The organism is Streptomyces sp. NPDC033966, assembly GCF_055575955.1.
The window spans coordinates 84,615-105,676 of sequence record NZ_JBVIRQ010000006.1 but is presented as its reverse complement, the minus strand read 5'-3'; the positions used below and the strand labels follow the sequence as shown (position 1 = coordinate 105,676).

17 protein-coding genes and 3 tRNA genes are annotated in these 21,062 nt (G+C 72.6%); 9 read left to right on the top strand and 11 right to left on the bottom strand.

Annotation, left to right across the window (positions count from 1 at the left end):
• Positions 1-42 precede the first annotated feature (42 nt).
• Positions 43-498 (top strand): gamma-glutamylcyclotransferase family protein, encoded by a 456-nt coding sequence (locus ACZ518_RS18690; RefSeq protein WP_469114095.1) that lies wholly within the window; start codon positions 43-45, stop codon positions 496-498.
• Between the two features lie 16 nt (positions 499-514).
• On the opposite strand, the gene dnaG is transcribed toward ACZ518_RS18690, so the two are convergent.
• The 4 genes from dnaG to ACZ518_RS18670 form a co-directional block, all read right to left on the bottom strand.
• The gene (gene dnaG / locus ACZ518_RS18685) at positions 515-2,416 is read right to left on the bottom strand and encodes a DNA primase (RefSeq protein WP_469114094.1); all 1,902 of its coding nucleotides are present in this window, start codon (positions 2,414-2,416) and stop codon (positions 515-517) included.
• A gap of 34 nt (positions 2,417-2,450) precedes the next feature.
• Positions 2,451-3,725 (bottom strand): NAD(P)/FAD-dependent oxidoreductase, encoded by a 1,275-nt coding sequence (locus ACZ518_RS18680; RefSeq protein WP_469114093.1) that lies wholly within the window; start codon positions 3,723-3,725, stop codon positions 2,451-2,453.
• A 94-nt stretch (positions 3,726-3,819) separates the two neighbouring features.
• Positions 3,820-5,133, bottom strand: a complete 1,314-nt coding sequence (locus ACZ518_RS18675) for a deoxyguanosinetriphosphate triphosphohydrolase (protein ID WP_469114092.1) — start codon at positions 5,131-5,133, stop codon at positions 3,820-3,822.
• A gap of 56 nt (positions 5,134-5,189) precedes the next feature.
• On the bottom strand, positions 5,190-5,903 hold the full coding sequence (locus tag ACZ518_RS18670) for a sirohydrochlorin chelatase (protein ID WP_469114091.1): 714 nt from the start codon (positions 5,901-5,903) through the stop codon (positions 5,190-5,192).
• Positions 5,904-6,216: 313 nt separating this feature from the next.
• Here ACZ518_RS18670 and ACZ518_RS18665 point away from each other — a divergent pair, with 313 nt between their 5' ends.
• Together ACZ518_RS18665 and ACZ518_RS18660 are read left to right on the top strand one after the other, a co-directional pair.
• Complete coding sequence (locus ACZ518_RS18665) at positions 6,217-6,993, top strand: SanA/YdcF family protein (RefSeq protein ID WP_469114090.1); 777 nt, start codon at positions 6,217-6,219, stop codon at positions 6,991-6,993.
• A gap of 66 nt (positions 6,994-7,059) precedes the next feature.
• The gene (locus ACZ518_RS18660) at positions 7,060-7,824 is read left to right on the top strand and encodes a glucose 1-dehydrogenase (protein ID WP_469114443.1); all 765 of its coding nucleotides are present in this window, start codon (positions 7,060-7,062) and stop codon (positions 7,822-7,824) included.
• A 7-nt stretch (positions 7,825-7,831) separates the two neighbouring features.
• On the opposite strand, the gene ACZ518_RS18655 is transcribed toward ACZ518_RS18660, so the two are convergent.
• Positions 7,832-8,404, bottom strand: coding sequence for a Uma2 family endonuclease (locus tag ACZ518_RS18655; RefSeq protein ID WP_469114089.1), 573 nt, complete (start codon positions 8,402-8,404; stop codon positions 7,832-7,834).
• A gap of 163 nt (positions 8,405-8,567) precedes the next feature.
• Here ACZ518_RS18655 and ACZ518_RS18650 point away from each other — a divergent pair, with 163 nt between their 5' ends.
• The gene (locus tag ACZ518_RS18650; RefSeq protein WP_469114088.1) at positions 8,568-10,643 is read left to right on the top strand and encodes a molybdopterin oxidoreductase family protein; all 2,076 of its coding nucleotides are present in this window, start codon (positions 8,568-8,570) and stop codon (positions 10,641-10,643) included.
• 106 nt (positions 10,644-10,749) lie between these two features.
• Positions 10,750-11,901 carry an RNA polymerase sigma factor gene (locus tag ACZ518_RS18645; RefSeq protein ID WP_469114087.1) on the top strand — a complete coding sequence of 384 codons (1,152 nt, stop codon included), beginning with the start codon at positions 10,750-10,752 and terminating at the stop codon, positions 11,899-11,901.
• A 72-nt stretch (positions 11,902-11,973) separates the two neighbouring features.
• Here the strand turns inward: ACZ518_RS18645 and ACZ518_RS18640 are convergent, their stop codons facing one another.
• The 4 genes from ACZ518_RS18640 to ACZ518_RS18625 all read right to left on the bottom strand — a co-directional run bounded on the left by ACZ518_RS18640 (position 11,974) and on the right by ACZ518_RS18625 (position 17,534).
• Positions 11,974-13,896: an ABC transporter ATP-binding protein gene (locus ACZ518_RS18640; protein WP_469114086.1), complete on the bottom strand. Its 1,923-nt coding sequence runs from the start codon at positions 13,894-13,896 to the stop codon at positions 11,974-11,976.
• Positions 13,893-15,626, bottom strand: coding sequence for an ABC transporter ATP-binding protein (locus tag ACZ518_RS18635; RefSeq protein ID WP_469114442.1), 1,734 nt, complete (start codon positions 15,624-15,626; stop codon positions 13,893-13,895). The genes ACZ518_RS18640 and ACZ518_RS18635 overlap by 4 nt, the downstream gene beginning before the upstream one ends.
• A gap of 122 nt (positions 15,627-15,748) precedes the next feature.
• The gene (locus tag ACZ518_RS18630; RefSeq protein ID WP_469114085.1) at positions 15,749-17,194 is read right to left on the bottom strand and encodes an FGGY family carbohydrate kinase; all 1,446 of its coding nucleotides are present in this window, start codon (positions 17,192-17,194) and stop codon (positions 15,749-15,751) included.
• A 40-nt stretch (positions 17,195-17,234) separates the two neighbouring features.
• A complete protein-coding gene (locus tag ACZ518_RS18625; RefSeq protein ID WP_469114084.1) occupies positions 17,235-17,534 on the bottom strand; it encodes a YtxH domain-containing protein in 300 nt (99 codons plus the stop codon).
• Between the two features lie 145 nt (positions 17,535-17,679).
• On the opposite strand from ACZ518_RS18625, the gene ACZ518_RS18620 reads away from it, so the two are divergent.
• The 3 genes from ACZ518_RS18620 (at position 17,680) to ACZ518_RS18610 (ending at position 18,088) form a co-directional block, all read left to right on the top strand.
• Positions 17,680-17,752, top strand: a tRNA-Asn gene (locus ACZ518_RS18620).
• A gap of 5 nt (positions 17,753-17,757) precedes the next feature.
• Positions 17,758-17,830: transfer RNA gene (locus tag ACZ518_RS18615), tRNA-Asn, on the top strand.
• Positions 17,831-18,014: 184 nt separating this feature from the next.
• Positions 18,015-18,088, top strand: a tRNA-Ile gene (locus ACZ518_RS18610).
• Positions 18,089-18,247: 159 nt separating this feature from the next.
• Here the strand turns inward: ACZ518_RS18610 and ACZ518_RS18605 are convergent.
• Positions 18,248-18,469, bottom strand: a complete 222-nt coding sequence (locus ACZ518_RS18605; protein WP_469114083.1) for a hypothetical protein — start codon at positions 18,467-18,469, stop codon at positions 18,248-18,250.
• Between the two features lie 291 nt (positions 18,470-18,760).
• On the opposite strand from ACZ518_RS18605, the gene ACZ518_RS18600 reads away from it, so the two are divergent.
• Positions 18,761-19,747 (top strand): helix-turn-helix transcriptional regulator, encoded by a 987-nt coding sequence (locus tag ACZ518_RS18600; protein ID WP_469114082.1) that lies wholly within the window; start codon positions 18,761-18,763, stop codon positions 19,745-19,747.
• Positions 19,748-19,810: 63 nt separating this feature from the next.
• Here ACZ518_RS18600 and ACZ518_RS18595 read toward each other — a convergent pair whose 3' ends face one another.
• A complete protein-coding gene (locus ACZ518_RS18595; protein ID WP_469114081.1) occupies positions 19,811-20,956 on the bottom strand; it encodes a carboxylate-amine ligase in 1,146 nt (381 codons plus the stop codon).
• Positions 20,957-21,062 lie beyond the last annotated feature (106 nt).

The window sequence follows — 21,062 nt, the reverse complement described above, 5'->3', positions numbered from 1 at the left end:
CCCGGACCCCGCACCGTCCATCAGCAGTCGAGGGAGGGCCCTGTGGCATCGTTCGATCGGCCGGGATCCGGACCGGGAAGCGGTTCCGGCGTGCTGCCGTTCTTCGTCTACGGGACGCTGCGGCCGGGGGAGGTCAACCACGACCGGTTCCTCAAGGGCCGGACGGCGGCCGAGGAGCCCGCCCGGCTGCCGGACGCGGCGCTGTACGAGGGCCCCGGCTACCCGTACGCCGTCGACCGCCCCGGCTCCGGCATAGCCGGGGAGCTGATCACCGCCGCGCCGGGGGCGTACGCGGAACTCCTGGCCGCGCTGGACCTGCTGGAGGAGTACGCCGGCCCCGGGCGCCCGGGGAACGTCTACGACCGGGTCGCCCGCGACGCCGTCCGCCCCGACGGCAGCCGGGTCCGGGCCTGGGTCTACCTGGCGGCGGCCCCGCTGGCCCGCCGCCTCGCGGAGACCGGCACCGAGATCCCGGGCGGTGACTGGCTGCGGCGCTGAGCGGGGCCCGAGGCCGCTACAGCCCTTCGGCGCCGCGGTTGCGCAGGCGCTGTCCGTACTGCTGGAGCACCCACAGCTCCTGCTGGATCGCCGCGTGCTGCTCCGGCGGGGCCTGCGGGCTCAGCCGGGTCATGGCGCCCTGGATCTCCAGGACCCGGCGGTCGACGGCGCGCAGCCGGACCTGCACGAGCTGGACCCCCGCGTACACCTCGTCCACCGTCTTGGCGTGGATGGCCTCCACCGCCAGCTCCGTGACCATCGCGCGGACGGTGTCGTTCGGAGCGGCCTCGCGGACCCGGACCAGGTAGTCCTCGGCGGCCTGCGAGGCGCCGCCGGCGTCCTGGATGGCCTGGCGGACGGCCGCGTAGGGCGGGGCGGTGAACTCGTCGATCCCGTACGCGTCGAAGGCGGGGGAGACCAGGGCCGGGCGCTGGAGCGCCAGCTTGAGGAGCTCGCGCTCGGTGCGGTGGGCGGGGCTGCGCAGGTTCAGCGCGGGCCCGCCGCCGACGGCCGCCGGCGGCGGTGCGGAGGACGGCTCCTGCGCGCGGCCTCGGCCCTGCTGCTGCGGCTGGTTGCCGCGCTCCCGTGCCCAGCGCGCCAGCTGCGCCACCCGCTTGACCACGAACTGCTCGTCGAGGATGCCCAGCATCCCGGCCAGCTGGACGGCCGACTCGTGCTGGATCGAGAGGTCCTTGATGCTGGCGACGACCGGCGCGGCCTCGGCCAGCGCGGCCGCCCGCCCCGCCGGGTTCTCCAGGTTGTGCCGGCCCACGATGTGCCGCAGCGCGAACTCGAACAGCGGGGTGCGGGCGTCCACCAGCCCGGACACCGCCGCGTCGCCCTGCGCGAGGCGCAGGTCGCAGGGGTCCATGCCGCCCGGGGCGATGGTGATGGAGGTCTCCGCCGCGAACTTCTGGTCGTCCTCGAACGCGCGCAGGGCCGCCTTCTGCCCGGCCGCGTCACCGTCGAAGGTGAAGATCACCTCGGCGGTCGCGTTGTCCATCAGCAGCCGCCGCAGGATCTTGATGTGGTCCCCGCCGAAGGCCGTGCCGCAGGTGGCGATGGCAGTGGTGACCCCGGCCAGGTGGCAGGCCATGACGTCGGTGTAGCCCTCGACGACCACCGCCCGGGAGGTCTTCGCGATCTCCTTCTTCGCCAGGTCGATGCCGTACAGCACCTGGGACTTCTTGTAGATCGCCGTCTCGGGGGTGTTCAGGTACTTCGGCCCGTTGTCGTCGTCGCGCAGCTTGCGCGCGCCGAAGCCGACCACCTCGCCGCTGATGTCCCGGATCGGCCACATGAGCCGGCCCCGGAAGCGGTCGATGGGCTTGCCGCTGCGGCTGTCCTGGGCCAGCCCGGAGAGGATCAGCTCCTTGTCGGTGAAGCCCTTGCCGCGCAGGAACCGGGTCAGGTGGTCCCAGCCGGCCGGGCTGTAGCCGACGCCGAAGTGGTGGGCCGCCGCCTGGTCGAAGCCGCGCTCCGCCAGGAAGCGGCGGGCGATCTCCGCCTCGGCGCCGCCGAGCTGCTCCGCGTAGAAGAGGGCGGCGGCCTTGTGGGCCTCGACCAGGCGGATCCGCTCGCCGCGGCCGCTGGTGCCGGCGGTGTAGCCGCCCTCCTCGTACCGCAGGGTGATGCCGGCCTGGCCGGCCAGCCGCTCGACCGCCTCGGAGAAGGAGAGGTGGTCGATCTTCATGATGAAGTCGAGGGTGTCCCCGCCGGCCTGGCAGCCGAAGCAGTGGTAGAAGCCCTTACTGGGGCTGACCTGGAAGGACGGGGACTTCTCGTCGTGGAAGGGGCACAGGCCCTTGAGGTTGCCGCCGCCGGCGTTGCGTAGCTGGAGGTACTCGGAGACCACGGCGTCGATCGGGACCGCGTCCCGTACCGCCTTCACGTCGTCGTCGTTGATCCGTCCTGCCACCCGTGAATTCTACGGCCGGGCGGCGGCAAACCCGTCAGGCCCCCTCCGCCGGCACCAGGGACTCAAGCGGAACGGAGGGATCCGCCAGCTTCTCGCGGTCCACCGGCACCTTCGACCTGATCAGGGCCTGGATCGGCTCGACGACGTCCCACACGTTCACGTTCATCCCGGCCAGCACCCGGCCGTCCGAGAGCCAGAACGCGACGAACTCCCGCTTGCCCGCGTCCCCGCGCACCAGCACCTGGTCATAGCCGCCCGCCGGGGCGTACCCGGAGTACTCCAGGCCCACGTCGTACTGGTCGGAGAAGAAGTACGGCACCCGCTCGTACGAGACCTCCTGTCCCAGCATCGCCCGCGCGGCGGCCGGGCCGCCGTTGAGGGCGTTGGCCCAGTGCTCCACGCGCAGCCGGGTGCCCAGCGCCGGATGGTGGGCGGCGGCCACGTCCCCGACCGCGAAGACGTCCGGGTCGGAGGTGCGCAGCGAGGCGTCCACGGCGATGCCGCCGCCGTGCTCCCGGTCCACCAGGGCCAGCCCCGAGGTCTCGGCGAGCGCGGTGCGCGGCGCCGCCCCGATAGCGGCGAGCACCGCGTGCGCCGGGTGCTCCTCCCCGTCGTCGGTGCGGGCGGCCATCACCATGCCGTCCTGGCCGACGATCTCCGTCAGCCTCGCGCCGAAGTGGAACCGCACCCCGTGCTCGGTGTGCAGGTCCGTGAAGAGCCGGCCGACCTCCGGGCCGAGCACCGCGTGCAGCGGGGTGGCCAGCGGCTCGACCACGGTCACCTCGGCGCCGTAGCCGCGCGCGGCCGCCGCGACCTCCAGGCCGATCCAGCCCGCGCCCGCGATCAGCAGGTGGCCGTTGTCCCGGCCCAGCGAGGCCAGCGCCTTGCGCAGCAGGTCGGCGTGGGCGAGCCGGCGCAGGTGGTGCACCCCGGCCAGGCCGGTGCCCGGGATGTCCAGGCGGCGCGGCTCGGCACCGGTGGCCAGCAGCAGCTTGTCGTAGTGCATCAGGGTGCCGTCGCCCAGGCGCACCGTCTTGGCGTCCCGGTCCAGGTGCACCGCGGGCTGGCCGAGGTGCAGCTCGATGTCGGCGCCCGCGTACCAGGACGGCTTGTGCACGAAGACGCTGTCGCGCTCCTCCTTGCCCAGCAGATAGCCCTTGGACAGCGGGGGCCGCTCGTAGGGATGGTCGCGCTCGTCGCCGATCAGGATCACCCGGCCCGTGAACCCCTCCGCCCTCAGCGTTTCGGCGGCCTTGGCCCCGGCCAGCCCCGCGCCGACGATGATGAACGTCTGGTTTGCGTCGACCACCTGATGCCTCCTCATAACCTATCGGCCACTTGCGGCCACCTTGCGAGCGTCCCGCACCCAGCCTGCCGCGTGAAGGGGGAGTGGCCCGATCGGCTCACCCTTCGGCGCGCCGCCCCCGTCGGGTGAGGCGTGCGTGCAGTGAACGGGCGGACGCGTCGGTCAGGCAGGCGATCTGGTCGATGACCGCGCGTTTGCGGGCCTTGTCGTCCGCCGCCGCATCGAAGATCGCCCGGAACTGGGGGTCCAGGCCCTCCGGCGCGCGGCCGCTGAGCGCCTCCGCCAGTTCGGCCAGGACGATGCGCTGGTCGGCCCGCAGCCGCTCCTGCTCGTCGCGCTGCATCACGTACAGGTCGGCCACCGCCTTGAGGACCGCGCACTCGTTGCGCGCCTCGCGCGGTACGACCAGCTCCGCCGCGTAGCGGGTGAGCCGGCCGGAGCCGTACGCCTCGCGGGTGGCGCCCTCGGCGGCCAGGCAGAAGCGGCCGATCAGCTGGCTGGTGGCGTCCTTCAGACGGGCCTGCGCCACCGCCGAACCGTCGTAGCCGTGGGGCCACCAGTCCTCCTCCATCAGCCGGTCCAGTGCCTCGCGCAGCTCCTCCGGGGAGGTGTCGGCGGGCACGTAGCGGCCGATCGCGACCCGCCAGATGGCGGTCCGCTCGGGCTCGGCGAAGAGGAGGTTCGGGTCGAGGTGCCCCGCGTGCAGCCCGTCCTCGAAGTCGTGCACGGAGTACGCGACGTCGTCCGCCCAGTCCATGACCTGGGCCTCGAAGCACTTGCGGTCGGCGGGCGCACCCCGCCGCAGCCACTCGAAGACCGGCAGGTCGTCCTCGTAGGCGCCGAACTTCACCGAGTCCGGGTCGGTGGGGTGGCCACCGCGCGCCCACGGGTACTTGGTGGCCGCGTCCAGGCAGGCGCGGGTCAGGTTGAGGCCGACGCTCAGCTGCTCGCCGTCGGGGCCGGCGACGAACCGCTTGGGCTCCAGCCGGGTCAGCAGGCGCAGCGACTGGGCGTTGCCCTCGAAGCCGCCGCAGTCCTTGGCGAACTCGTTGAGCGCCTCCTCGCCGTTGTGCCCGAACGGAGGATGGCCCATGTCGTGGGAGAGGCAGGCCGCTTCGACCAGGTCCGGATCGCAGCCGAGGGCCGCGCCGAGCTCCCGGCCGACCTGCGCGCACTCCAGGGAGTGCGTCAGCCGGGTGCGGGGGCTGGCGTCCCAGTCGAAGGAACGCGTGCCGGGGGTGACGACCTGGGTCTTCCCGGCGAGGCGGCGCAGCGCGGCCGAGTGCAGCACCCGGGCGCGGTCGCGCTGGAAGGCGGTGCGGCCGGGCCGTTTGTCCGGCTCGGCGGCCCATCGCTCGGTGGCGGCCGGACCGTAGGACTCGTAGGCGGGGACGTGCGCGGTGCCTTCCATGCTGAGACGTTAACCGGAGTCACCGACAATCCGAGCAATCCGAACCTGCGCGGCCTTTACGCCGTGGCCAGTTCCGGCTGCCGCGCGCTGCGGGCGAGCGCTTCGTCGTAGCGGTGCAGCACCAGCCGGGCGAGTGCCGGGTGGGCGCCGAGCGGGGCCGCCGCCGGACCGGGGGCGGCGGCGGCGCTCGCGGAGGCGAACCGGCCCGGGGCGGCGAAGTACGAGGCCACGGCCGCCCGGTGGTGCCCCCGGGCGGCCAGCGCCCGGACGGCGTCCTGCACGCTCGGGGCGGCCGCAGAGGCGTACGCGGGGACCACGGGGACCCCGCCGAGCCGCTCGGAGAGCAGGTCGGCGCTGTGGCGGGTGCCGGCGGCGGAGTCGGGGTCGAGGGACCCGGCGGCGGCCAGCACGACGGCCGTGCCCGGGGTCCAGCCGGCCTCCAGGAGGCGCTCGAACAGGGCCTCCACGAGCAGCGGGTGGGGGCCGAGCGGGTCGGCGATCCGGATCCGCAGGTGCCCGGCGCGGGCCGCGGCGGCGGGGAGGTCCCGCTTGACGTGGGTGCCGCGCCCGAGCAGCAGCGGCACGAGGACGGCCGGTCCGGCGGTGTCCCGCAGGGTGTCGGCCAGCAGTGGCCGGTTCAGCTCGATGTGGCCGAGGCGGACGTCGAGGGCGGGGCGGAGCTCGCGGACCCGTTCGAGCAGGGCGAGGACGGTGTGCGGGGCGCGCGGGTCGCGGCTGCCGTGGGCCACGGCGACGAGGGTGGGGTGCATGTGGGGACTCCGTGGTGCCGGGCGCGTGGCGGGCGCAGGCCGCTGAGCTGGGTGCCGAGCTGGTCGGTGATCAGGGTCAGCAGCTCGGCCGCGCTGCCGAAGGGGAAGGACTGGGTGGCGGGAGGGTGCACCGGCTCCGTCATGGACCGATCCTGCGGGGTCCGGATTGCGTGGGCGTTGCGCGGGGGTCACGGGTGGTTTCCTGCTGCTCACTCGGTCATTCGTACGAGTGAAAGGCGGGGTGGGTGGAACTGGGGGGTGGGGGTGGTTCGTCAATCCGTGCGAAAGGCGTGCGGGACGAGGGGGAGCGGTCATGGGGGAACAGCAGGAGCAGGAGCAGGAGCAGGAGCAGGAGCGGGGGCGGGAGCGGGCGGGGCGGTTCGGCGTCGGCCGGTGGAGGACGCGGCTGCGGGCCGGGCGGGCCGTGCGGGCCGTGCGGACGGTCCGGGGGCGCCGGCGGGCCGTGCAGGCGGTGATGGCGCTGTGCGTGCTGGCCCTGCTGCCGTCGACGTGGACGCACGCGGCGGCAGCCGACCGGCTGCGGACCACCGCCGCGGCGCCCGACGCGGGGGTGGCGGTGGTCTTCGGGGCGGGCCTGTGGAAGGGCCGCCCGACCCCGTACCTGGCGTACCGGCTCGACGCGGCCGTGGAGCTCTACCGCGCGGGCAAGGTGAAGGTGATCCTGGTGACCGGGGACAACAGCCGCACGGAGTACGACGAGCCGGGTGCGATGCGGTCGTACCTCAGGGGGCACGGCATACCCGACGACCGGATCGTCAGCGACTACGCCGGATTCGACACCTGGGACTCCTGCGTGCGGGTCCGGGAGATATTCGGGGTGCGCCGGGCGGTGCTGATCAGCCAGCACTTCCACATCCACCGCGCCGTGGCCCTGTGCCAGGCGGCGGGCGTGGACTCCTACGGCGTCGGAGTGGACGACGAGCACGACTCCACCTGGTACTACGGCGGCGCCCGCGAGGTCCTCGCGGCCGGCAAGGCGGTCCTGGACGCGGCGTTCCAGCCGGAGCCGAGGTTCCTCGGCCCGAAGGAAGAGGGGGTGTCGCGGGTCCTGGCCGCTCTGGCAGACTGACGCCGCGTCGGCGTATGCCGATTAGTCATATACCGATGTGCGGCGTCAGGGGTGTGGATCGTGGCTGTGGTGGATCTGAGCGGCAAGGTCGTCGTCATCACCGGCGGGGCCCGGGGCCTGGGCGCGGCGGCCGCGCAGGCGGTCGTCGACGGCGGCGGCCGGGTGCTGATCACCGACCTGCTGGAGGCCGAGGGCGCCGAGACCGCCGCCAGGCTCGGCGACGCGGCCCGCTTCCTGCGGCACGACGTGACGAGCGAGGCGGACTGGCGGGCGGCGCTGGAGTACGCCGTCGCCGAGTTCGGCCGGATCGACGGGCTCGTCAACAACGCCGGCATCCCCACCGGCCAGTTCCTGGAACACGAGAGCGTCGAGCACTTCCGCCAGGTCATCGAGGTCAACCTGGTCGGCGTGTTCATCGGCATCAAGACCGCGATACCCCTGCTGCGGGCGAACGGCGGCGGATCCGTTGTCAACATCTCCTCCGCGGCCGGCCTCACCGGACTCGCCCTGACCGCCGGGTACGGGGCCTCCAAGTGGGGCGTGCGCGGACTGTCGAAGATCGGCGCCGTAGAGCTCGCCGAGGCGAAGATCCGCGTCAACTCCGTCCACCCCGGCATGACGCTGACCCCGATGACCGCCCCCGTCGGCATCCAGGCCGGCGAGGGCAACTACCCCGGCGCCCCACTGGGCCGCGTCGGCGTCCCCGAGGAGATCGCGGCCGCCGTCGCCTTCCTCCTCTCCGACGCCGCCGGCTACATGACCGGCGCCGAACTCGCCGTGGACGGCGGCTGGACGGCCGGCCTGACCGTGAAGCACCTCACCGGGCAGTGAGCCGGCCTCACCGCGCGAGGCGTGCCAGATCGATGTCGATGTCGAAGGGCACGCTCGTCTTGACCCGGTCCCGATGGATGCCCGTGGCGACGTAGGCGCGGGTCGTGTCGTCGAGCTCGTACGCGTGGACCACCGGGAGGCCGTGCTCCTCCTCGATGCGCCAGAAGTGCCGGATCCCGGCCCGGGCGTACTTGAAGGGCTTCGTCTCCCGGTCCCGCTCCTGCGACTCGTCGGAGACCACCTCGACGACCAGCGCGACGTCCTCGGGCAGGAAACAGGTCCGGTCCGGGTCGTAGGCGACGGTCGCGGCGATGACATCGGGCTCCGGACGGCTCTTCACGCTCAGGCGCACGGTCATCTGCGCCGCGACCGTGTTGTCCTCCGATGCCTGGTCCTCCAATGCGGCGGTCAGGCGGCGGATGACACGGTCGTGCCAGGCCCGCTGGGGCGACACCATGAAGATCAGCGCTCCGTCGATCAGTTCGGTGTGACGGGGCAGGTTCGGGATGTGGTCGAGGTCGTCGGCCTCCCAGCCGCTGGGGCGCGGCGGGTAGAGCCACTCGGGAAGCGTGGCGGTCATGTCTCCTCCAGCCCTGGCCCCGCCAGCGTAGCCACGCCCGGCGGCGGCCGGGGCGTCATCGGGTCCGGCTCACCGTGCGGGGCCGGGGGCAGGGAGACCGCCGTACCCCACACGTAACGCGAGGTGAAGCCCCCTCGTAACACCCCCGGCACACCCTGGGGACATGCACACCGCGACGGCGACCCCCACCCACTGCCCCTACTGCGCCCTGCAGTGCGGCATGAACCTGCGCCCCGCCCCCGCAGGCGACGCGGTGACCGTCGAGGAGCGCGCCGACTTCCCCGTCAACCGGGGCGCGCTGTGCGGCAAGGGCCGCACCGCCCCCGCCGTGCTCTCCTCCCGGGTACGCCTGACCGAGCCGCTCATCCGCACCCACGCCGGCGGCCCGCTCGTGCCGGCCACCTGGGAGGAGGCCCTCGACGCCGTCGCCGAGGGCCTCGCCCGTACCCGCCGCGCCCACGGCCCCGACGCCGTCGGCGTCTTCGGCGGCGGCGGCCTGACCAACGAGAAGGCGTACGCCCTCGGCAAGTTCGCCCGCGTCGCCCTCGGCACCTCCCAGATCGACTACAACGGCCGCTTCTGCATGTCCTCGGCCGCCGCCGCGCACCAGAAGGCCTTCGGCCTCGACCGCGGGCTGCCCTTCCCGCTGGAAGACATCCCCCGCACCGGCTGCGTCATCCTCGTCGGCTCCAACCCCGCCGAGACCATGCCCCCCTTCGTGCGCTACCTCACCGAACTCAAAGCCAACGGCGGCACCCTGATCGTCGTCGACCCCCGCCGCACCCGTACCGCCGAGCAGGCCGACCTGCACCTCGCCCCGCGCCCCGGCACCGACCTCGCCCTCGCCCTCGGACTGCTGCACCTGGTGGTCGCCGAAGGCCGCGCCGACGAGGAGTTCATCGACGAGCGCACCACCGGCTGGGAGGACGCCCGGGCCGCCGCCATGGCCCACTGGCCCGAACTGGTCGAGCGCATCACCGGGATCCCCGTCCCGGAACTGCGCCGCGCCGTCGAGCTGTTCTGCACCCCCTCCTCCGCCATGGTCCTCACCGCCCGGGGACCCGAGCAGCAGTCCAAGGGCACCGACACCGTCGGAGCGTGGATCAACCTCTGCCTCGCCACCGGCCGCGCCGGCCGCCCGCACTCCGGCTACGGCTGCCTCACCGGCCAGGGCAACGGCCAGGGCGGCCGCGAACACGGCCAGAAGGCCGACCAGCTCCCCGGCTACCGCAAGCTCACCGACCCCGCCGCCCGCGAACACGTCGCCCGCGTCTGGGGCGTCGACCCGCAGAGCCTGCCCGGCCCCGGCCGCAGCGCGTACGAACTCCTCGACGCCCTCGGCGGCGACGTCAAGGCCCTCCTCCTCATGGGCTCCAACCCGGTGGTCTCCGCCCCCCGCGCCGCCCACGTCGAGGACCGGATCCGCTCCCTGGACTTCCTCGCCGTGGCCGACGTCGTCCTCTCCGAGACGGCCGCCCTCGCCGACGTGGTCCTGCCCGTCACCCAGTGGGCGGAGGAGACCGGCACCACCACCAACCTGGAGGGCCGCGTCCTGCTCCGCCGCCGCGCCCTCACCCCGCCCCCCGGCGTCCGCGGCGACCTGGACGTCCTGCACGGACTCGCCGCCCGCCTCGGCGTGGAGAAGGGCTTCCCCACCGACCCCGAAGAGGTCTTCGAAGAGCTCCGCCGCGCCTCCGAAGGCGGCCCCGCCGACTACTCCGGCATCTCCTACTCCCGCATCGAAGCCGAACAGGGCGTCTTCTGGCCCTGCCCCGAAGGCTCCCCGGGACAGCCCCGGCTCTTCCTCGACCGCTTCGCCACCGACGACGGCCGGGCCCGCTTCACCCCCGTCTCCCACCGCGACGCCGCCGAGGTCCCCGACGCCGAGTACCCGCTGCTGCTCACCACCGGCCGCGTCGTCGCCCAGTACCAGTCCGGCGCCCAGACCCGCCGCGTGCCCGAACTCAACGCCGCCGCCCCCGGCCCCTTCGTGGAACTCCACCCGCGCCTCGCCGCCCGCCTCGGCGTCACCGACGGCACCCCGCTCGCGGTGACCTCCCGCCGCGGGCGGGCCGTCGCCCCGGCCCGCGTCACGGACACCGTCCGCGCCGACACCGTGTTCATGCCGTTCCACTGGTACGGAGAGGGCCGCGCCAACACCCTCACCAACCCGGCCCTGGACCCGGTCTCGCGGATGCCCGAGTTCAAGGTCTGCGCGGTCCGCGTGGAACCCGCGTAACTCCGGTCGGACATGAGTCCGATCCGCATCGGGATTCCCGCCAGGGGGTAACCATCCGTCACGCAGCGGGCTCAGAAAGTGCTCGCACGCCCCTCGTGGCAGCGATGTGTCGTACCCCACACTGAGGTGCGGTGCCACCGTCCTCGGAGCCCTGGAGGTCGCCCCCGTGCAGACCCAGACCCTGACCGTGAACGCGAGCCGCCCCGCCGACGACGCCTCCGATCCGGATCCCGAGGCCGAGGCCGACACGGTGGAGGACACCGGGGACGAGGAGCCCGAGGTCCTCGAACTCATCGAACCGGTACCCCCGCAGCGCGTGCGCGCCCGCGACAACGGCGCCGGGACCGGGCCCTCCGCCGACCTCTTCCGCCAGTACCTGCGCGAGATAGGCAGGATCCCGCTGCTCACCGCCGCCGAAGAGGTCGAACTCGCCCGGCGCGTGGAAGCGGGACTCTTCGCCGAGGAGAAACTCGCCGGCGCCACCGACCTCGACTCCCAGCTCGCCGTCGACCTCGACAAACTCGTCGTCATGGGCCGGATGGCCAAACGCCGGCTCATCGAGTCCAACCTGCGGCTCGTCGTCTCCGTCGCCAAACGCTACGTCGGCCGCGGACTGACCATGCTCGACCTCGTCCAGGAAGGGAACCTCGGCCTGATCAGGGCCGTCGAGAAGTTCGACTACGCCCGCGGCTACAAGTTCTCCACCTACGCCACCTGGTGGATCCGGCAGGCGATGTCACGGGCCCTCGCCGACCAGGCCCGCACCATCCGCGTCCCCGTCCACGTCGTCGAACTCATCAACCGCGTCGTCCGCGTCCAGCGCCGCATGCTCCAGGAACGCGGCTACGAACCCACCGCCGAAGAGGTCGCCGTCCACCTGGAACTGACCCCCGAGCGGGTCCTGGAAGTGCTCCGCCTCGCGCAGGAGCCCGTCTCCCTGCACGCCCCGGTCGGCGAGGAGGACGACGTCGCCCTCGGCGACCTGATCGAGGACGGCGACGCCGCCTCCCCCATGGAGTCCGCCGCCTTCTTCCTGCTGCGCGAACACCTCGAAGCCGTCCTCTCCACCCTCGGCGAACGCGAACGCAAGGTCGTCCAGCTCCGCTACGGGCTCGCCGACGGCCGCCCCCGCACCCTGGAGGAGATCGGCCGGATCTTCGGCGTCACCCGCGAACGCATCCGCCAGATCGAGTCCAAGACCCTCAACAAGCTGCGCGACCACGCCTTCGCCGACCAACTGCGCGGCTACCTCGACTGACCCCGCCCCAGCGGGACCGGCAAACGGAAAGGGGGCGCCCCCCCAGGACGCCCCCACCCGTTCACGGCCCGGTCAGTCGACCTCGGCCACCGCCTGCGCGAACTGCGCCGCGTACAGCCGCGCGTACGCGCCGCCGGACGCCAGCAGCTCCTCGTGCGTGCCCTGCTCCACGATCGAGCCGCTCTCCATCACCAGGATCACGTCCGCGTCGCGGATCGTCGACAGCCGGTGCGCGATCACGAAGGACGTACGGCCGTGCGCCAGGCGCGCCATCGCCTTCTGGATCAGCACCTCGGTACGGGTGTCCACCGAACTCGTCGCCTCGTCGAGCACCAGGATCACCGGGTCCGACAGGAACGCCCGCGCGATGGTGATCAGCTGCTTCTCACCCGCGCTGACGCCCGCGCCCTCGTCGTCGAGCACCGTGTCGTAGCCGTCCGGCAGGGTACGGATGAAGCGGTCCGCGTGCGCCGCCCGTGCGGCCTCCTCGATCTCGGCGCGCGTCACCTCCCGCGAGGCGCCGTACGCGATGTTCTCCGCGATCGTGCCGCCGAACAGCCAGGTGTCCTGGAGCACCATGCCGATCCCACCGCGCAGCTCCTCGCGGGTCATCTTCGCGATGTCCACCCCGTCCAGGGCGATCTCCCCGCCCGTGACCTCGTAGAACCGCATCAGCAGGTTCACCAGCGTGGTCTTGCCGGCGCCCGTCGGGCCCACGATGGCGACCGTCTGGCCCGGCTCCACCGTCAGCGAGAGGTTCTCGATGAGCGGCTTGTCCGGCTCGTAGCGGAACGCCACCTTGTCGAGGGTGACCTGACCGCGCAGCTCCTCCGGACGCTCCGGGACCTCCGCGTCCGGCTCCTGCTCCGGCGCGTCCAGCAGTTCGTACACCCGCTCCGCCGAGGCGACGCCCGACTGCACCAGGTTCGCCATCGACGCCACCTGCGACAGCGGCATCGAGAACTGGCGCGAGTACTGGATGAAGGCCTGCACGTCACCGATCGACAGGGTGCCCGAGGCCACCCGCAGACCGCCGACGACCGCGACCAGCACGTAGTTGATGTTCGATATGAAGAACATCGCCGGCTGCATGATGCCGCTGACCAGCTGAGCCTTGAAGGAGGCCCGGTACAGCTCCTCGTTCTGCTCGGCGAAGACCGCCGCCGACTCCTTCTGCCGCCCGAAGACCTTCACCAGCGAGTGGCCGGAGTACATCTCCTCGATGTGGGCGTTCAGCGCGCCCGTGCTCTTCCACTGCGCCACGAACTGCGGCTGCGACCTCTTGCCGATCTTCGCCGCGACCACCACCGACACCGGTACGGTCACCAGCGCGACCAGCGCCAGCAGCGGCGAGATCCAGAACATCATCACCAGCACGCCGACGATCGTGAGCAGCGAGTTCATCAGCTGCCCCATCGTCTGCTGGAGGGTCTGGCCGATGTTGTCGATGTCGTTCGTCGCCCGGCTCAGCACCTCGCCGCGCTTCTGCTGGTCGAAGTACGACAGCGGCAGCCGCGACAGCTTCGCCTGGAGCTCCTCGCGCATCCGGTAGACGGTGCCGTTCATCACGTGGTTCGACAGCCGCGTGGCGACCAGCATCAGCAGGCCCGCCAGGGTGAACACCACCAGCGCCCACAGCGCCGTGACCCCGACGGCACCGAAGTCGATGCCCTGCCCGGGGGTGAAGTCGGTGCCGGACAGCATGTCCGCCGTCCCGTCCTGGCCCTTGTCGCGCAGCCCGTCCAGCGCCTGCTGCTTGGTCAGGCCGTCCGGCATCTGCCGGCCGACGAGCCCCGCGAACACCAGGTCGGTGGCCTCGCCGAGGATCTTCGGCCCGACCACCGCGCAGCCGACGCTGCCGACCACCGCGGCGACCATGCCCCACAGCTTGGCCCGGTCCTGCGCCAGCTGGCCCAGCAGGCGCTTGCCGGACCCCTTGAAGTCCAGGGACCGCTGGCCGGGCCCCATCATCATCCGTCCTCCGGGCCCGCTCATGCGGCCTCCGCCTCCGTCAGCTGGGAGAGCACGATCTCCCGGTAGGTCTCGTTGCCGGCCATCAGCTCGTGGTGGCGGCCCTCGCCCACCACCTGGCCCTCGTCGAGGACGATGATCCGGTCGGCGTCGCGGATCGTGGAGACCCGCTGGGCGACGATGACGACCGTCGCGTCCTCGGTCTCCAGGGCGAGCGCCGCGCGCAGCGCCGCGTCCGTCGCGTAGTCCAGGGCCGAGAAGGAGTCGTCGAACAGGTAGATCTCCGGGCGCTGCACGAGCGTGCGGGCGATCGCCAGGCGCTGGCGCTGGCCGCCGGAGACGTTCGTCCCGCCCTGGGCGATGGGCGCTTCGAGGCCGCCTTCCAGCTCGGACACGAAGTCCTTGGCCTGGGCGACCTCCAGGGCCCGCCACAGCTCCTCGTCGGTCGCGTCCGGGCGCCCGTAGCGCAGGTTGGAGGCGATCGTCCCGGAGAACAGGTACGGCTTCTGCGGGACCATGCCGACCGTCCGGGCCAGCAGCTCCGGGTCGATCCGGCGCACGTCCTCCCCGTCGACCAGCACGTCACCGCCGGTCGCGTCGAACAGCCGGGGCACCAGGCCCAGCAGCGTGGACTTGCCGCTGCCGGTGGAGCCGATCACCGCGGTGGTCTCGCCGGGACGGGCCACCAGGTCCACCCCGCGCAGCACCGGGGCCTCGGCGCCCGGGTAGCGGAAGTCGGCGCCGCGCAGCTCCAGCTGCCCGCGCCGGGCGAGCGTACGCACCGGGTCGGTGGGCGGGACCACGCTGGACTCGGTGTCCAGGACCTCCTGGATGCGCTCGGCGCAGACCTCGGCGCGCGGCACCATCATGAACATGAAGGTGGCCATCATCACGGCCATGACGATCTGCATCAGGTAGGCGAGGAAAGCGGTCAGCTGGCCGATCTCCATGCCGCCGCCGTCCACCCGCATCGCACCGAACCAGATGACGGCGACGCTGGAGATGTTCACGACCAGGATGACGACCGGGAACATCAGGGCCAGCAGCTTGCCGGAGGCCAGCGAGACCGCGGTCAGCTCGGAGTTCGCCCGGCGGAAGCGCTCCTCCTCGTAGCCGTCGCGGACGAAGGCGCGGATGACGCGGTTGCCGGTGATCTGCTCGCGCAGCACGCGGTTGACGACGTCGAGGCGGTCCTGCATCTGGCGGAACAGCGGCCGCGTCTTCCATACGATCGCGCCGACCGAGAGACCGAGCACCGGCACCACCGCGAGCAGGACGCCCGACAGCTTCACGTCGAGCGAGAGCGCCATGGCGATGCCGCCGATGCACATGATCGGCGCCGAGACCATCAGGGTGAAGGTCATCAGCACGAGCATCTGGACCTGCTGGACGTCGTTCGTCGTACGGGTGATCAGCGAGGGGGCGCCGAACTGGCCCAGCTCCCGCGCCGAGAAGCTCTGCACCCGGTCGAAGACGGAGGCGCGGACGTCGCGGCCGAGAGCGGCCGCGGTGCGGGCCCCGTAGTAGACCGCCCCGGCGTTGCAGACGAGCTGGACGAGGGAGACCCCGAGCATCAGCGCGCCGAAGCGCAGGATGTAGCCGGTGTCCCCGTTGACGACACCGTTGTCAATGATGTCGGCGTTGAGGGTGGGCAGGTAGAGGCTCGCACTGGTCTGCAGGAGTTGCAGCAGCACCAGTACGGCGATGGGTTTCTTGTACGGATCCAGGTGGGTCCGCAGCAGTCGTATGAGCACGCGCAGGCTCCGGTAGGCAAGATCGAGGGGGTTCACCCCATCTTCTGCCAACGGGTGGCCCGAACCCCACCGGATTTCGCAAAGCCCGGTCAAAAGGACTAGGGGATGTCCGGACCCCCGCCCTAGAACCCGAAGGCCCCCGGGTGCAGCTGCTCCCGCGTGGTGACGTACTGCTGGCGGACGGCCTGCCAGGCCGGGTAGTCCTCGCCCGGCTCGAACACCTGGGCCGGCGGGGCCGGCCACAGCGGCGGGACGTGCGGGGCCAGCGTGCCCTGCCGCACCCCGAGCGCCCAGGCCGCCTGGCGGGCCGCGCCCAGCGCCGCGTAGTCCGCCGGAGCAGGCACGACCACCTGGGTCCCGAACAGCCCCGGCGCGGCGGCCTGTACGGCGGGCAGCTCGGCGGCGGCCCCGAGCAGGAACACCCGGCGGATCCCCACGCCCCGGTGCCGCAGCACGTCGAGGGCGTCGACCAGCCCGCACAGCATGCCCTCGAACGCCGCCCGCGCGAGGTGCTCGGGCTTCATCGAGTCCCGGCGCAGCCCCGACAGCGTTCCGGCGGTGTGCGGCAGGTTCGGGGTCCGCTCTCCCTCCAGATACGGCAGGAGCACGAGCCCGTGTGCACCAGGGGTCGACTTCAGCGCGAGCGCGCTCAGCCCCTCCAGGTCGGTGCCCAGCATGTCGGCGGTGCCGCGCAGGGCCCGTACGGCGTTGGAGGTGTTCACCACCGGCAGGTGCATGCCGCCCGCGTCGGCGAGGGAGGTGATCAGGCCGCCCGGGTCGGACAGGGCCTCGTGGTGCACGGCCATCACCGAACCGGAGGCGCCCAGCGAGACCACCGCGTCCCCCGGGGCCATGCCGAGCCCCAGCGCGGCGGCCGTGGTCTCCCCGGTCCCGGCGGAGATCAGCAGCCCCTCGGGGGTCATCCCGGCGGCGTCGGACGGGCCGAGCACCTCGGGCAGCAGCGCCTGGTGCCCGAGCGCCAGCTCGACCAGGTCGGGCCGGTAGGAACCGGTGGCCGCCGACCAGTACCCGGTGCCCGAGGCGGCGGCCCGGTCGGTGGTGCGGCGCGCGGGCCGGCCGAGCAGCTGCCAGACGAGCCAGTCGTGCGGGGACATCACCACCGCCACCCGGCGCGCCGCCTCCGGCTCGTTGCGGGCCATCCAGGCGAGCTTCGTGATCGGCTGCGCGGCGTGCGGGACGGCGCCGACGGCGGCCACCCAGGCGGCCTTGCCGCCGAGCGCCCCGATCAGGTCGGCGGCGGCGACCTGGCCGCGCTTGTCGTTGCCGATCAGGGCCGGGCGGACCAGCACGCCCTGCGCGTCCAGCGGCAGCATGCCGTGCTGCTGCGCGGAGACGCCGATGGCCTGGACGCCTTCCAGCAGCCCGCCCCCGGCGGCTTCGCCGAGGGAGAGCAGCCAGGCCTGCGGGTCGGTCTCGTACGGGACGGTCTCACCGGCGGGCTGCGGATGGGGCGCGTAGCCCTGGCGCAGCACGGCCCCCGTGTCCGTGTCGCAGACGACGATGCGAGTGAAGGCGGAAGAGCTGTCCAGCCCGGCGACTATCCCCATGCGGAGAATTCTGCCGCACGCCGGGCCGGAACCAGCCGCCTCAGGTGTTGCTCGTGCCCCACTCGTCCTCGACGCCCTGCTTCCGCTCCCGCAGCGACCGCACGTGCTTCGCCACGGAGTCGGGAACGGCGTCGCCGACCTTGTCGCCCACCGCCGCGAACGCCTTGCCCGCGAACTGCCGCCCGGTCTGCCCGGCGGTCTCGGCGGCGTTGCGCACCGCCGGGTTCTGCGCGATGCGCCGGGCGGACTTCTTCATCTCCTCGTACCGCTCGCGTCCCGCCGCCGCGCCCACCACGTATCCGAGGGCTACTCCGGCGAGGAACGTGACCTTGTAGCGCATGCCTGCCACCCTTCGTTGTCTCGGTGCCCGGCCTGCTGAGATACCGATTGGCGGAGCACCCCCCTGCTTGCGCTAATCTATGACTCGCAACGGGCGCTCGCCCCCCGGCAAGGCCGGAGGTGGGCTGTTCGGTGCACCGCAGCAATCCCCTGTAGCTCAATTGGCAGAGCAGCCGGCTGTTAACCGGCAGGTTACTGGTTCGAGTCCAGTCGGGGGAGCGCGGTCCCCTGTAGCTCAATTGGCAGAGCAGCCGGCTGTTAACCGGCAGGTTACTGGTTCGAGTCCAGTCGGGGGAGCAGGAAGAGGAGAGGACCCGGGAGGGTCCTCTTTCTTTTTGTCCTGATCCGGGAACCGGGCAGCCTTCAGTGCGGTCTCTCTGAACAAGCGCAGCCGATCATGCGGGGCATCCGAGGCAGGAGATCGTATGAGCGGCTATGCTGCGGCAGACGGCGCGCACACATGTACGCGCCACGCCGTAAAGGGGCGGTAGCTCAGCCGGTTAGAGCAGCGGACTCATAATCCGTCGGCCGTGGGTTCGAGTCCCACCCGCCCCACCGCAAGCCGCAGGTGCAGAAACGATTGCACCTGCGGTTTCGGCGTTTTCGGGGGGAGGCCGTGCGGGCGGGGTGTGGCGTACGTCACGGCAGGGCCGGGGTGGTCGGCTCCCGCCGCCGGTCTTCGCCCGTTCGGCGCCTGGGCGTCGGCGGCCGGTCTCAGCCGATCAGGCGCTCGTCCGCGCCGACGGAGGCCGAGCCGATCGTCTGGGGGCCCGCCGCCCGCACCGAGTCCCAGGTGATGTGGCCCGGCGCAGTGGCCGCCTGGACCGAGTCCCAGGTGATGTGGCCCGGGCCGGCGGTGAAGGCGGTGACGGCGGCGGTGCAGGACAGCAGGGCGGTGAGGCCGGCGGCAGCGATCAGGCGAGCGGTGCGAGACATGGATCCCCCTGGAACACGAAGCGGTTGCGGCGTTGTACGGCTGGCGCACTGCACCGGTCCGGCCTCTCGGCCCTGGCCTGGGGCTCCGTGCCCCGCCGTCCCGGTGAACACCATCCTGCTGGCCCGCGTACAGGCGCAGAAGAGGAATCGGATGGCACCAAGGTGACAGGCACCAAGGTGCCGCCGAGGGAAGATCGAAAGAGACTGTCTATGGCCCGACCTGCGCACCTTTAGGATCAAGACAATCGGCGGAAAGTCATCCGTCGCACCAACAGGCCGGGGGGCACAAGCATGCTGGAAGCGTTGGGACTTGACACCCTCGTAGAGGCTGTCTACCGGGAGATGCTCGCCGATCCGACCGGCGGAGTGGCCGAATTGGGCGCACGGCTGGGGATGACCGAGGCGGAGGTGCGCGAGGGGCTCGACCGGCTCGTCGACCTCGACCTGCTCACCCCCTCGCGCGACCACGCGGGCGGGCTGCGGGCGGTCAGCCCCGAGGCCGGGCTGGAGCAGATACTGCGCCGCCAGGAAGAGGACCTGCTCCGCCGCCAGCAGGAACTGGCGGCCAGCAAGGCCGCGGCGGCCCGCGCCGTCGCGGAGTTCGCGGGCCTGCGGCCCAACACCGAATCCGACGGCGCCGAACGGCTCGTGGGCCTCGACGCCATCCAGTCCCGGCTGGAGGTCCTCGCCCGGGACCTCACCGTCGAATGCCTCTCGATCATTCCCGGCGGAGCCCAGTCCCAGGCGAGCCTGGACGCCTCACGGCCCCTCGACGAGGACGCCCTGCGGCGCGGCATCCAGCTCCGGTCCGTCTACCAGGACAGCGTCCGCAACGACCCCGCCAACCTGGCCTACGTGCAGTGGTGCACCGACCTCGGGGGGCAGGTCCGCACCAGCCCGGTACTGCCGCCCCGCCTGGTGATCTTCGACCGGAAGACCGCCGTGGTCCCCATCGACCCCGCGAACTCCCGGCTCGGCGCCCTCTGCACCACCTCCCCCGGCATCGTCGCCTCCCTCGTCAGCCTCTTCGAGCAGACCTGGGAGCAGGCCGTCCCGCTCGGGGCCGCCCGCGAACAGGCCGCCGAGGACGGGATCACCGCCGGCGAACGCGAACTGCTCAAGCTGCTGGCCTCCGGCCTGACCGACGAGGCCGCCGGCAAGCGGCTCGGGGTCTCCCTGCGCACCGTCCGCCGCCAGATGTCCGCGCTGATGGAACGCCTCAACGCCACCAGCCGCTTCGAGGCCGGACTGCGTGCCGCCCAGCGCGGCTGGCTCTGAGACGCGCCGCGGCCGCGGACGCCCCGAGCGGGCACCCGCGGCCGCGGCCGCCGGACGGACCGGTCAGAAGTTCTCCGTCTCCTCCACCAGATGGCGCAGCACGTCCGTGAGGTCCTCACGGCGGGCGAAGACCTGACGCTGCCGGGCGGCCCCCGATCCGTCGCGCAGCAGCCCGCCCAGGGTCTTCGCCGCGTGGTCCAGGTCGCCCACTGCGGCCAGGTCCGGGGCGACCAGGTCGAGCAGCGCCTCCGCCAGGTCGGCCGCCGGCACCTCGGCACCCGTGTACGGGTCCAGGCCGAAGCCCTCCAGACCGTCGTGTGCCGCCCGCCAGCGCGCGAGACGCAGTACGTCGTCCCGTGCGGGCGGATCCGGCCGCCCCTCGGCGATGGCACGCAGCGCCGACGTCACCAGGGCGCGCCCCAGCTCCGCCTGGAGCACGGCCGTGTCGATGTCCGGGGACATGTCGGGCGCCCGGAGTTCGAGCGTGGGCCAGTGCCCGGACGGACGGAGGTCCCAGTAGACCATCTTGGTGTCCAGGGCCGCTCCGGAGCCGAGCAGGGTCTCCACCGAGTGCCGGAAATGGGCCGTGGACGTGAAGTGCGGGGGCGGCCCCGCCGAGGGCCAGCCCGACCAGGCCATCGCCCGCCAGCTGGAGTGGCCGGTGTCCCGGCCGCCCCAGAAGGGGGAATTGGCGGCCAGCGCGATCAGCGTGGGCAGCCATGGTCTGACCCGGTTGGACACGGCCACCGCGGTGTCCACGTCGAGGGTGCCGATGTGGATGTGGCGGCCGCAGCTCACCAGGGTGTCCGTCAGCGCGCCGAACCGCCGGTGCTGCTCCCGCTGGCGCGGCTCGTCGTCGGTCAGGTGCAGGGGCCCCTCCACCGCCACGACGGGCGAGGGAGCGGCCAGCAGCCGGCAGCCGTGCGCACGGGCCGCCGCGGACAGCGCGCGCCGCAGGACGGCGAGCTCCTCGCGGAGGGTCACCGCCGAATCCGCGACCGGGGTGGAGAGCTCCACCTGGTACCGGGTCCCCTCGGCGTGCAGCTGCTGCGGGAGCCCGGCGGCGGTGGCGAGGACGAGCGGTGCGGCCGGGACCACCCGCAAGGTGGTGGCGTCGACGAGCAGGAACTCCTCCTCGACCCCGACCGTGAGGGGGGTGGGAACGCCGCTCACGGTGGTGCTCGTGGTGCTGTTGCCAGGTTCGATCACTACGCCTCCCTGGACATACGAGTCTTTTCATCATGAGCGGACAGGGGGCGTGGAGGGTACGCCGATTTGGTCAAATGTCTGGTGACAGTGGCGGGTTAGCGGCAAG